This window comes from Rhizobium sp. CG4, assembly GCF_023701965.1.
Taxonomy (GTDB): Bacteria; Pseudomonadota; Alphaproteobacteria; order Rhizobiales; family Rhizobiaceae; genus Agrobacterium.
The window spans coordinates 72,662-85,029 of record NZ_JABAEG010000011.1; the positions used below are offsets into that span (position 1 = coordinate 72,662).

A 12,368-nucleotide genomic window follows, 5' to 3' on the forward strand; every position below is an offset into this window, starting at 1 on the left:
GGATTTTGTCTTATGCGCTCAGTCAGAAAGACGGACGCGGGATCGGGATTGGAACATTGACTGCACTGCCCTTGGTATCGTTGGCAGCAACGGTTTCACTGCCCGGAATGAGGCCAGCGAAGGAATATTGCGGTGGGCGTGTCATTTCCTGAATGTAGGGCGAGTGGGTAATCATGCGCCCGGCATCGTCGCGGCCTTCGCTGCGCACCTTCTGGGCTTTGGGATTACAGATTTCCGCGCTGATGTCGGTGACGGCATCCTGTCCCGGGCCGTAGGCAGCGAGCGACGCAATCGAGGTTCCTGCCCCCGATGACGAGGTCAGGCCCATCTGCAGGAGGTCTGCAGATGCGTCGGTACGTCCACCAAGACTGTCTGCGCCAAGCACAACGGAGATCACCGAGCGGCCGTTACGGGTTGCAGACGATACCTGATTGAAGCCGGATGCACAGATGAAACCGGTCTTCATGCCATCAGCGCCATCGAAGCGGCCGACCAGCATGTTGTAGTTGGCATAGTTTTTCTTGCCGGTGGTCACGCCTTCCAGCGAGAAATAACCGGCATATTCAGGGAATTCACGCTTGAGGATCAGCGCCAGCACGGCAAGGTCGCGGGCCGTGGTGTACTGGCCTTTGCCCGGCAGACCATTCGGATTGATGAAATGAGTCGAAGACATGCCAAGCCGTGCGGCCTGCGCATTCATCTGCGCCACGAAGTTTTCGTTTGTGCCACCCAGTCTTTCGGCAATGGCAACTGCCACGTCGTTGGCCGATTTGATCAGCAGCAGCTTGAGCGCGCTGTCCATGGTCAGTTTCTGGCCGGGCTTGAAATACATCTTGCTGGCGGGCTGATCGGCCGCGCGTTTGCTGACGATCACTTCCGTTTCAGGGCTGATCTTGCCCGACTTCATGGCACTGAACGCGATGTAGGCGGTCATCAGCTTGGTCAGTGATGCCGGGTACCATTTGCGGAACGCTTCTTCATGGGCGATAACCTTACCACTTTTGACATCCACCACCATTTTGGGGTTTGCCTGTGCTGTTGTGGCAATTGCCATCAAGCCGGTAGAAGCGGCGACCAGAGCCGTCATCAGACGGCGTGCTGCAGGTGATCTGTGTGCGTGTGGCAAGACGTGTCCTCAAATTCCCGTATTCAATCCGGGATTGGCAATATTCACCATATATGACCAAGGGATGGCAAAGTACATTGATTACGTCAATACTGCGGCGCACTATCTGCAACCGAACTCAACGATTCACACTTTTATATTGAAGGCCCGGGAATTTTCATCATGCCGATTTTGAACAGAGCCGCTGAAATGCAAGCAGAAATTACCGGATGGCGGCATCATCTGCATGAGAACCCTGAAATTCTCTACGACGTATTCAACACCGCAGCCTTCGTTGAAGAAAAATTGAAATCTTTTGGTGTTGACGAGATCGTGACCGGTATTGGCCGCACCGGCGTGGTTGGCATCATCCGTGGCAAGGGTGACAGCGACCGTGTTATCGGCCTGCGGGCAGACATGGATGCGCTGCCAATGGTGGAAGAAACCGGCAAGGCCTGGGCCTCGAAAACATCCGGAAAAATGCATGCCTGCGGACATGACGGGCATATGGCGATGTTGCTAGGGGCTGCAAAATATCTGGCCGAAACACGTAATTTCAGCGGTTCCGTTGCAGTAATTTTCCAGCCGGCCGAAGAAGGTGGCGCAGGTGCGCTTGCCATGGTTGAAGATGGTTTTATCGACCGGTTTGGCATTGATGAAGTTTACGGCATGCACAATATGCCGGGCATTGCACTTGGCGAATTTGCCATTCGCAAGGGTGGCATCATGGCAGCGCCTGACAAGTTTTTCATTACAGTCAAGGGCAGGGGCGGACATGCTGCCCAACCGCACAGCACCATCGATCCGATCGCCATCGCCGCCCAGTTGGTCGGCAGCCTGCAGCTGATAGCGTCGCGCAATACTGACCCTGTGCGCTCCATTGTCGTGTCGGTCACCAAGTTTCAGTCCGGATCCAGCTTCAATATCATTCCCAACGAAGCGGTGCTGGCTGGTACGGTGCGCACATTGGATGAGACGGTTCGGGACCTGGCGGAAAAACGTATCCATCAGGTGGTGGAAGGCCTTGTCGCTGCGCATGGTGCAACGGCGGATTTAGAGTATGAGCGCGCCTGCCCGGTCACTTTCAACCATGCCGCTGAGACGGATTATGCCGCAGCGGTTGCACGCCAGATCGTTGGCGAAACCAATGTGAATGCCGAGGTCGATCCTTCGATGGCAGGGGAGGACTTTTCCTACATGCTGAAGGAACGTCCCGGCGCCTTTATCTTCATTGGTAATGGTGAAACTGCAGGCCTGCATAACCCGGCGTATGACTTCAACGACGAAGTTATTCCTTATGGCGTTTCGTACTGGGTACGGCTGGTTGAGCAGAGGCTGGCAGATTGATCCCATGGTCCTTGGCAGGCATTCCCTGATTTTCAGTGGCGCACGCCAACAAGGCGGTTGATCCAATCATTTTGGCGGGTTAAGAAGCTGGCGTTGAGTGTCCACGTAGCTCAGCAGGATAGAGCACAGGATTCCTAAGTTAAAATTGGGGGTTGTGCCGGGAAACCGCACAATCGATCTGCTCAAAGTCGGGGAACGCTTCGCTGGGCTTCCAGCATGCCAATCCCGAGCCAAGCTCCGGAGAAATCCGGTGAAGGTGTAGAGACTGGATGGGCAGCACCTAACGGCCGTCAAGGTCCATGGTGAAGGGACAGTCCAGACCACGAACGTCTGATGACGGCGGCTAAAGCCGAAGTGGTATGAATCCTGGGGTCGGAGGTTCGAATCCTCTCGTGGACACCAACGAAATTAAGCCGTTTTCAAAGCGCTAAATTGGTTTGCGGGTTGGCGGAGAAATCCGGCTTCCTTGCCACTACACGGCTACGTAATCACAAAGCTGTGATTACGGCTCCTGTGTCATGTTCATCAAGCAGTTGATCTCGCACCTGTTACAAGCAACACCTATCTAAGTCGCCAGACAGACAAGAGGAGACTTGATGAGACACGAATTTGGACCCTACGTACAGATGGGGACGCTCGCCGAACAGATGGCCACCCACTACCAGATGGATGTGAACCTGGAGTTCGAGCCGCATCTGGCCCATTATATGGACGAGGTTGAGGTCAACATCAAAGCTGACCGTTTCGACCATGTGGGGTTTATGAGCAAGATTTGTGACCGGTTGAACGTGACGCTGCAGACAGCCGCCGAACCCCGCCGCCGTGAGTTCCTGTCTGCTGTCGTGACTGCGCTTCAAGGTCGTATCGATCGTTATTCGCTCGACGTCGCTCAATAGCTTCGCGTTGCCTTTTAGGCTCTGCTGTTCGGGCCACCGCCAAGGTGTGCCCGGCTCAAGCTGTTGGGATTTGCCCAAACCAAATTGGGCGGCGGTCATCCCCCGCGTATTTGCCGCATTCATTCAATGAATATTTTCCCTGTCGACCAGACTTGATCGTTCCTTTGCCGGCGTAAGGTATGGTGCGTGTGATTTTTGTTTTAAGGGTCTAGAACGGAAAAAGCCTGCCGCGGGAGGAGGTGCGGCAGGCTTTAAACTTGATCGGCAATTGGGAGGAGGAGTATCGCCGATCCACATCTAGCGACGCTGGGAGGAGGAGTGCGTCGCTTCGATGTTTAGATATATAAACCAATCTCCGCCGATGAACAGCGCAAGTCTCGCAACGCAGCAATGCATTTTTGCATAGGTCGATATTTGCTGCATTGTTTTTGATCACTGCAGGCGTAATAGCCTTGTTTTACTGGGTTTCCCGATAGATCTGGAAACCGGCAAAGGACTGATTGACCGGCATGATCTCGATGCTGTTGATGTTGATGTGCTTTGGCTGGGTGGCAATCCAGTGAATGGTGTTGGCAATATCATCTGCCGTCAGTGGATTGACGCCCTTATACAGGTTGTCAGACGCATCCTGGTTGCCACCGGTACGGACCAGCGTGAACTCTGTTTCGCACATGCCCGGTTCAATCGACGTAACGCGCACACCTTTGCCATGCATGTCGGACCGCAGGCCGAGCGAAAACTGCCGCAGGAAGGCTTTCGTTGCGCCGTAGACATTACCGCCTGTGTAAGGCCAGTTTGCTGCAACCGATGCCAGATTGATGATGATGCCGCGGCGATCAATCAAGGTTGGCAGAATGCTATGCGTGATGTTTACCAGACCGGTCACGTTGGTGTCGATCATGGTGTGCCAGTCTTTTAGCGGAACCTGCGGCGCGGTTCCCGTGCCAAGTGCCAGGCCGGCATTGTTGACCAGGATGTCAATGTCGCGGAAAGCCTCGGGAAGCGCCTCAAGTGCGGTACGCATGGCGGCTTCGTCGGTAATGTCGAAAACTGAGCCGTAAAAATTGTCGCCCAGTTCCTGTTTCAGGGCCTCGAGGCGTTCTGCGCGACGGCCGGTGCCGATGACTTTCCAGCCATTGGCGATGAAAAGCTTTGCCGTTGCGCGGCCGAAACCAGCCGTTGCGCCGGTAATGAGGATTGTTCCGTTCATGCCGTTGTCTCCATTGTCGGACTTTTGCCGTTTCCAACAAAAGTCCAGTTATCCGGTTCCGTTGCTACAGAAGTTTTTCAGCGGCGACCTTCAGGCATTGCTTGAATGCCGTGAGATCGGTGTAGATTTCGTCCGGTTTTGCATCACCGACAATTAGTGATCCGCCACGGCGCAAAATGCCACCGTGCAGCATCAGGTTGTCAGCCATGTCAAAGTTCTCGATCGACAGTCCGTCCGCGCCGCGATAACGGCCTTCGTCGTCCTGTGCAGCGATGCCGTGATAATGGTTCATGATGCGGGTGAAATGATTGTCCGCGACATTGGTGTAAGCGAAAACATGCTTGCCCAGTGCGCACATGAAACCCAGTTCGTAGGTCGTGCCGGTATCGGCTGCGATACCGCGAAACGGAGTGAGGTTGGCAATTACACCGTCGGCTTCAAGCATCATCTGCTCGTCGATGGCGTTGATGTTGCAGCCATGCTCAGTCTTGGTTGCTGCCGGTGGAATGGCAAGATCGCCGGGCGAGAGCGGTATGAAACCGGCTTCACGGGCCAGTGCTGCTTTTCTGTCCAGCATTTCGCGCGCGTTGGAGAGAAATACCTCCGGTCCGGCAAGATATAGCTTTTTTGTCATGGAGTTTTTCGTCGCAATTGAGGGAAGACGGCCAACCTATCGTGCGATGAAGCATGAAGGCAAGCCCAGGCCAGGCGATGAGTGTCGGCAATGGTGAAAATATATAAAAGCGGTATCGTCGCATCGCTGTTTCCGCTATAGCCGGAACGATGAAAAGATCAGGTCTGGAGCAGAAAATGGCGACGACAATCCGCTGTCACGAGGGTGATATCAGTGCAGAGGATGCGGCGCGTTATACCGGGGCAATTGCCATCGATACGGAAACGCTCGGTCTGGTTCCGCGCCGTGACCGACTGTGTGTGGTGCAACTTTCACCCGGTGACGGTTCTGCGGATGTTATCCGCATTGCGGCTGGGCAGACCGAAGCGCCGAACCTTGTGGCGATGCTGGCCGATCCGGCGCGTCAGAAGATCTTTCATTATGGCCGTTTTGATATTGCCGTGCTGTTCCACACCTTCGGGGTCACCTCTGCCCCAGTATTCTGCACCAAGATTGCGTCACGCCTGACCCGCACCTACACCGATCGGCATGGCCTGAAAGACAATCTAAAGGAAATGCTGGAGGTTGATATTTCCAAGGCGCAGCAGTCTTCCGACTGGGCGGCAGCCAAGCTGTCGCAGGCACAGCTTGAATACGCAGCTTCCGACGTTCTTTACCTGCATGCCTTGCGTGACAAGTTGAACGAGCGACTGGTGCGTGACGGACGGGAAGACCATGCAACCGCCTGTTTCGCGTTCCTGCCAACGCGGGCAAAACTCGACCTTCTCGGCTGGGAAGAGACTGATATTTTTGCCCATAGCTAAGGGCTGTGCCGGAGCGTGAAGTCACTGCGTACTAAGGCAATTGATAAGCTCTACGTTGCTTTAAACCGGGTAGTTTTGGGGGCCGGCTTTTAAATCTTGCTTTACGATTGGTGCCTATCTTCGGGTGTATTCTCTACAGGGATGCAGTCGGGATATTCGCATGCTGCCAGCATTACAGACAGGTTCCGGGATCATTGCATCCGATTTGATGCGTTCAATGCTTGAGGAAGCAGAAGAGCGGCGTCAGGAGCGTGAAAACGAGCTCAAGGGCCTGAAGAAGGATGATGCGGCTGAAGAGAAGATCACGCATGATCCGGTCACTGCTGCTGCCAATCAAAAGATCAATGCCTATTTCTTCGGTAATCTGAAGCAGGAAGGCAACCAGATGGCCGCGTTGATTGGCCGGGTTGCGTCTGCGCTTGGCATTACGCAGGGCGTGGATGAAAGCGGTTTTTCCTTTGCACGACGGTTGCAGGACGCCGTCTCCTTTATGGAGATGGTACCAAAGTCAAATTCTTCCGGTGAGGCAACCGTGGTCAGCGCCTCTTCGCTGAACCTTGATGTCTCGACGATCATTTCCGTGATGGATGGCACTGCTCAGGAAAAAGGTTTGAAGCCGGATGCGGCGACGCAACTGATTGCGCGACTGGCAACACAGGGCAATCTTGCCACTGATGATCCCGATGCATTCAATGAGCAGCTGGCAGGGTATCTGACGGCAATGCGGGCAGGCCTGCCCGAAAACACCAGACAGCTTGAGGAAACAACCGGCCTGAAAGCCATGGGTGTTTCCATCAACGAATTGATTTCCGCTGTCGCCAGTCCCTATGGCGAGGCCGCGCTGAAGATAAAGGGCATACTGGACGAGCAGAGCAAGCTCGACCAGGGAATGACGCTTGAAATGCGCAAGGTGATCCAGCGTCTGGAAGACGTGGCTGATCCCAAATCGCTTGAAGAGTTACAACAGGAAAAGACCAAACGCGACCCGACCGAGGTGAATGACACCGAGGTGCAGCTTGAGCGTGAAGCCGATATCGAGCAGCGCCAGCACGCGCAAAAGCTGGATGATGTTATCGACATGCATGAGGCCGTTCGTGAGGGCCTGGAACAGGCGAAGAACGGCAAGGACGGCGACGACACAGGCAATGCCGAGGCTGCCGCTGCCGCCCAGATGATCCAGCTGTTATCGGCCGGACTATCGGTCGAGAAAACAACCACTGCTGATAATGATAATCAGGCGGACGCTGCGGAAGAGGAGTCATCAGGCTCGTCTGACAATAATGATGCTGAAAAGACGGGTCTGGATGAGCAGGCGGCTGATTATGCTGACGCTCTCGATGCCGTGCAGGACGGAAAAAGCGACGCGCCTTTCTGGGTCAGCGTGGATGACAACGGATTATACGAATTGCTCAAGCGCAATGCAGCGTGATTGTGCCATTCGCAGATGCCATGAACGAAACATGATGTGAGTTCTGTAATGCCTGACATTCTGGATATGCTTCACGCTGATAATAGCACGACCAACGGCAACATGATGGATGTCGTGGCACCATCAATGGCCGCTGACCCGTTTTCGGTTGACGAATATTCGATCACCCCGCTCGATGAAATGGAAGACATGCGCCCCAAGGCCCGGGTTCGACTTTACCCCAAGGCCAGTTGGCTCGATGCGCTATTGCCGCAGCAAGCGACTATGGCTGACAGCCTGGAGCCGCCAAAGGCCAGCATTTCCTCCGTAAACTCCGACGATAACGGCCTTTACCGAATGTTTGTCGGCGTCTCGCCTTAAGAGTGGCACCTCTCAAGCCACAGCCAGCGGTTTATGGTTAGCGAATTATTAAGTTTTTCAACGCATCCTTACATCAGTGATTCTTTATATTCACAAAGCGCCTGCTGTGAATTCGCAGGCGTGTCCCATGGTTGGAAACGGTTCGATTTTTTCATCTGAAAAGGGCGACACTGGCCGGGACACCCGCATGAGCGGTCATGAATTTTACCGTCCGTGCGGCTTGTTATTGATGGGCTTACACCATCGATACGCTCATTCAGCAAGCACAGACGCAAGGTCATTTGTTGCGGGTAGTCTTTCAACCTGAATGGAGCGCGTCATGCTTACGCCTGTCCGTGCAGTTGCGAATACGGATATCTCGTTTAACAGCTACACCAGCCAGCAGCAGGGCGGTGCGGTCAGCACAATGACGCCCAATAGCGAGGCTTCCAGCAATGCTGCCCCACAGGAAAACACCAACCTTGGCCGCGCCAGCGTTTTGGCGCTGTCCGGTCAGTTGCAGTTATCGCAAAGTGTGACAGTGCTGGCTGAGGCGCTGGGACGTATGCTCAATATTCCGCGCAAGGACGCCGAGAGTGTCGACGACTACGCCAATCGACTTGTGCAGGCCATTCGCGGTTTGTCTTCCAGCGAGCGTGAAGTGCTGAACCAGCAACTTGCCAATGTCTTGCAGGGACTGACCTTGAAGATCATTGCGGAGGTTTTGAAAAATCCGGCAGGCCCGGATGCTGCGCGGCTTGCTGTTCTCTTGGAAATGACCCGATATAAGGGTGATATGGCGGCCAAGGCCGTCGTATCGTCTTATCGCCAGAATACCGGCAATGATCTTATTGCAGCATTGCCGGTCAAAGATCAGGCTGCAGGTCAATCACAACAGCCTCGTCCTGCCACCATGCAGGGGCCGCCGACACAGGCTGACGCCGCCGGCGCAAAGGCGTCAGAGCAGGCGCAAAAAGCGTCGTTGTCGGCCGTAGTTGTTTCACCTGATGATACCGTTGATGACGCAAAGACGGGAGGACGCCACGGTGTTGCCGCAGCGGCGTCTGCGAGTACTTCTGCTGCACCGACGAAAAAGGATACTGCAGCGTCATCAACTGGTGCCAAACCGGACGTGATCAATGCAGCTGGGCCGGCTTTGCAGCAAGAAGATATCGCGGGCGACAATCCTGCAAAGGTGGCAAACCGCAACATCAATGAAGCTGCGACAACAAAGACAGAGAAATCGTCGTCAGAGCCATTGGTTTCCCGTGACGAACGCGCTCTGCCGCGAGCGCATGTTGATGGCCGCGCGGCTGAAACCGCCAAAAACGCTGAAGCGGGCGGGCGCATGGATCCGAAGGGCACACTGACCAAAACTGATTTGGAAAACCTGCTGCTGACATCGCTTGCGGGGCAGAAGTTGCCGCAGCGGGCGGACGGTTCTTCTACCTATCTCGCCGCTATTTCGCAGATGCTGGAAAGCACGCAGCAGGACACCGGCAAACCGGGTGTTGCGGCCAATGCTGCGGGATTTGCCGCTTCCTCATCATCAGATCCTGAAACGCCATTGCCTGCCGCACGTCATGGTGCTGACGGCGTGCCGCAGGGTCTGGGCTTGGCAGATGCCAAAGCCGCACTTGAACAACCGCTTCTGCAATCAGCTCTTGCTAGTCTCAGCAAGGAAGGTCTGGGCATGCCCTTTGTGGCCAATCCGCAGGCCAAGGACGAGCCGGATTCCTCGTCTCCGCATCGCGGTCGGTGGCCGTCTTCCAGTGATGACGGTGAGGAAGGGCAGCAAGATGCTCACGCGCAAGGCGATGAGGGGCAATCCCCGGATGAACAAGCCGAGGCTGAGCAGAATACCGATGAGACAGTTGATGATGGCACTGTAGCCAGCGATAGCGAGAGTGCTGAAGCCTATTATTTGCGTATGGGCGGATTGGCCTAAAGCATCGGTCACCTTCGACATGATACCGTTATGCGATAGCCAATAAAAAACCCGCCGAATGGTTCGGCGGGTTCTTTGTTTCTAACGCTTTCTGACGAAAGCCGTAACGATTACTCGCTGCGGTTCTTCAGAGCTGCGCCGAGGATGTCGCCGAGCGAAGCGCCGCTGTCGGACGAACCGAACTGTGCAACAGCTTCCTTCTCTTCTGCGATTTCCAGAGCCTTGATCGAAAGCATGACCTTGCGGTCTTTCTTCGAGAAGTTGACGACGCGAGCGTCGACAGTCTGGCCAACCGAGAAACGCTCAGGGCGCTGATCGTCACGGTCGCGAGCAAGGTCAGCACGGCGGATGAATGAAGTCAGGTCTTCGTGGTTGACCAGCTTCACTTCGATGCCACCTTCGTTAACGGCAGTGATTTCAGCCGAAACGACAGCGTTCTTGCGCAGGTCGCCGGACGAAGCAGCTTCGCCAACAGCGTCCTTGCCGAGCTGCTTGATGCCGAGCGAAATACGCTCCTTCTCGACGTCTACATCCAGAACGACAGCCTTTACGACATCGCCCTTGTTGTATTCTTCGATAACCTGTTCGCCTGGACGGTTCCAGTCGAGGTCAGACAGGTGCACCATGCCATCAACGTCGCCTTCGAGGCCGATGAACAGGCCGAATTCGGTCTTGTTCTTGACTTCGCCTTCGACTTCAGTGCCGGCTGGGTGGTTGTAGGCAAATGCCTGCCATGGGTTCTCGAGGGTCTGCTTGAGACCGAGCGAGATACGGCGCTTGGACGGATCAACTTCGAGAACGACAACGTCAACTTCCTGGCTTGTGGACAGGATCTTGCCGGGGTGTACGTTCTTCTTGGTCCAGGACATTTCGGAAATGTGGATCAGGCCTTCGATGCCTGGCTCCAGCTCAACAAATGCACCGTAGTCGGTGATGTTGGTGACGGTACCGGAGATCTTCTTACCAACTGGGTACTTGGCGGAGATGCCATCCCATGGATCCGACTCGAGCTGCTTCATGCCGAGCGAGATACGGTGGGTTTCCTGGTTGATACGGATGATCTGAACCTTGACCTGCTGGCCAATGTTGAGGATTTCCGAAGGATGGTTGACGCGGCGCCATGCCATGTCGGTGACGTGCAGCAGGCCGTCGATGCCGCCGAGGTCAACGAACGCACCGTAATCGGTGATGTTCTTGACGACGCCGTCAACAACCTGGCCTTCTTCGAGGTTCTGAACGATTTCAGAACGCTGCTCAGCGCGGGACTCTTCGAGAACCGTACGACGCGATACAACGATGTTGCCACGGCGCTTGTCCATCTTGAGGATTTCGAACGGCTGTGGGTTGTGCATCAGTGGAGTAACGTCGCGGATCGGACGAATGTCGACCTGCGAACGTGGAAGGAAGGCAACAGCGCCGTCCAGATCGACGGTGAAACCACCCTTGACCTGGTTGAAGATAACGCCTTCGACGCGTTCGCCAGCTTCGAACTTGGCTTCGAGCTTGACCCAGCTCTCTTCGCGGCGAGCCTTCTCGCGCGACAGAACTGCTTCGCCCAGAGCGTTTTCGATGCGCTCAACGTAAACTTCGACTTCGTCGCCGACCTTGAGCGAGCCGTCCTTGGACTTGGCGCCGAATTCCTTCAGCGGTACGCGGCCTTCAACCTTGAGGCCGACGTCAACGATTGCAACGTCCTTTTCGATGGCCGTTACGATACCCTTGGCAACATAGCCTTCGGCGAGATCGTTGGAAGCGAAGGATTCTTCGAGGAGGGCTGCGAAATCCTCCCGCGTGGGGTTTGCTACTGACATGAAATCTCCTGAATGTGCCCCGTTAAGGACACAAGAGCGCCGGTGTTGGTGTTGATCACACCCGAAATCACATCCGCCTTCAAAGAAGGCTATTCGGCGCGGGGACGCGTTTCGGGTCATTACCGTGAAATGAGAAACCGGATGATCTGGTTCCGCCGTCACGTCAATTCTTTTGCAAGGCTGCGTCTATAATGGTTTTCGCGGCCTTAAACGCGGCTTCTATACTCATTTCTGTCGTATCAAGCAAGTGCGCGTCTTCAGCTGGTTTCAAAGGGCTGTCGGCACGGCCCATGTCGCGTTCGTCGCGCTTTTTCACATCGTCAAAAATGGCGTCGTAATCTGCTGCCGTGCCATTGGCCAAAATTTCGTCGTAACGACGTTTTGCCCTAACCTCTGCCGATGCTGTCACATAAATCTTCACCGGAGCGGCGGGGCAGACAACGGTGCCGATGTCGCGACCATCCAGCACGGTTCCCGGCTGCTTTGTCGCAAACTTGCGCTGTGCCTCAACCAGTGCACGGCGCACAGCTGGCATAACGGCAACCTTGGATGCGGCCTCGCCAATTTCATGGCGCGACAATACGGAGCGGTCGAGCCCGCTGAGATCCAGGTTCAAAGCAACCCTCTCGGCAACCGCCTCATCATCCAGCGGCAGGTTGGCATCGAGCAGGGCCTTAGCAGTGGCACGGTAGGTGAGGCCGGTATCGAGATGATGGAACCCGTATGTTTCGGCAATGCGGCGTGAAAGGGTGCCCTTGCCGGCTGCGGCCGGTCCGTCGATGGCAATGGTAAAGGTCATGCTGCAGTTATCCTGATGGCATTTTGTCTGTTGAGGGGGCGATATCA

The 12,368-nt window shown here is 55.2% G+C and carries 11 protein-coding genes; 6 read left to right on the forward strand and 5 right to left on the reverse strand.

Going from position 1 to position 12,368, the window contains the following annotated elements; genetic code table 11:
• Window positions 1-22: 22 nt before the first annotated feature.
• Entirely contained in the window at window positions 23-1,087 is a 1,065-nt protein-coding gene (locus HGO37_RS24005) for a D-alanyl-D-alanine carboxypeptidase family protein (RefSeq protein ID WP_405049474.1), read from the reverse strand.
• Between the two features lie 201 nt (window positions 1,088-1,288).
• Between HGO37_RS24005 and HGO37_RS24010 the strand changes: the two genes are divergently transcribed.
• Both HGO37_RS24010 and HGO37_RS24015 read left to right on the forward strand, forming a co-directional pair.
• Complete coding sequence (locus HGO37_RS24010) at window positions 1,289-2,452, forward strand: M20 aminoacylase family protein (protein WP_250985570.1); 1,164 nt, start codon at window positions 1,289-1,291, stop codon at window positions 2,450-2,452.
• Window positions 2,453-3,048: 596 nt separating this feature from the next.
• The gene (locus HGO37_RS24015) at window positions 3,049-3,348 is read left to right on the forward strand and encodes a hypothetical protein (protein ID WP_250985571.1); all 300 of its coding nucleotides are present in this window, start codon (window positions 3,049-3,051) and stop codon (window positions 3,346-3,348) included.
• Window positions 3,349-3,805: 457 nt separating this feature from the next.
• On the opposite strand, the gene HGO37_RS24020 is transcribed toward HGO37_RS24015, so the two are convergent.
• Both HGO37_RS24020 and HGO37_RS24025 read right to left on the reverse strand, forming a co-directional pair.
• Window positions 3,806-4,558 carry an SDR family oxidoreductase gene (locus HGO37_RS24020; RefSeq protein ID WP_250985572.1) on the reverse strand — a complete coding sequence of 251 codons (753 nt, stop codon included), beginning with the start codon at window positions 4,556-4,558 and terminating at the stop codon, window positions 3,806-3,808.
• Between the two features lie 64 nt (window positions 4,559-4,622).
• The gene (locus tag HGO37_RS24025; protein ID WP_192491486.1) at window positions 4,623-5,192 is read right to left on the reverse strand and encodes a nucleoside 2-deoxyribosyltransferase; all 570 of its coding nucleotides are present in this window, start codon (window positions 5,190-5,192) and stop codon (window positions 4,623-4,625) included.
• Between the two features lie 176 nt (window positions 5,193-5,368).
• Here HGO37_RS24025 and HGO37_RS24030 point away from each other — a divergent pair, with 176 nt between their 5' ends.
• From HGO37_RS24030 to HGO37_RS24045, 4 genes are all read left to right on the forward strand, one after another.
• Window positions 5,369-5,995, forward strand: a complete 627-nt coding sequence (locus HGO37_RS24030) for a ribonuclease D (RefSeq protein WP_192491485.1) — start codon at window positions 5,369-5,371, stop codon at window positions 5,993-5,995.
• A gap of 160 nt (window positions 5,996-6,155) precedes the next feature.
• Window positions 6,156-7,424 (forward strand): hypothetical protein, encoded by a 1,269-nt coding sequence (locus HGO37_RS24035; RefSeq protein ID WP_250985573.1) that lies wholly within the window; start codon window positions 6,156-6,158, stop codon window positions 7,422-7,424.
• A gap of 48 nt (window positions 7,425-7,472) precedes the next feature.
• A complete protein-coding gene (locus HGO37_RS24040; protein ID WP_250985574.1) occupies window positions 7,473-7,784 on the forward strand; it encodes a hypothetical protein in 312 nt (103 codons plus the stop codon).
• 319 nt (window positions 7,785-8,103) lie between these two features.
• Window positions 8,104-9,711 (forward strand): hypothetical protein, encoded by a 1,608-nt coding sequence (locus tag HGO37_RS24045; RefSeq protein ID WP_250985575.1) that lies wholly within the window; start codon window positions 8,104-8,106, stop codon window positions 9,709-9,711.
• Between the two features lie 110 nt (window positions 9,712-9,821).
• Here HGO37_RS24045 and rpsA read toward each other — a convergent pair whose 3' ends face one another.
• A complete protein-coding gene (gene rpsA / locus HGO37_RS24050) occupies window positions 9,822-11,522 on the reverse strand; it encodes a 30S ribosomal protein S1 (protein WP_192491482.1) in 1,701 nt (566 codons plus the stop codon).
• A 163-nt stretch (window positions 11,523-11,685) separates the two neighbouring features.
• On the reverse strand, window positions 11,686-12,321 hold the full coding sequence (gene cmk / locus HGO37_RS24055; protein WP_250985576.1) for a (d)CMP kinase: 636 nt from the start codon (window positions 12,319-12,321) through the stop codon (window positions 11,686-11,688).
• Window positions 12,322-12,368 lie beyond the last annotated feature (47 nt).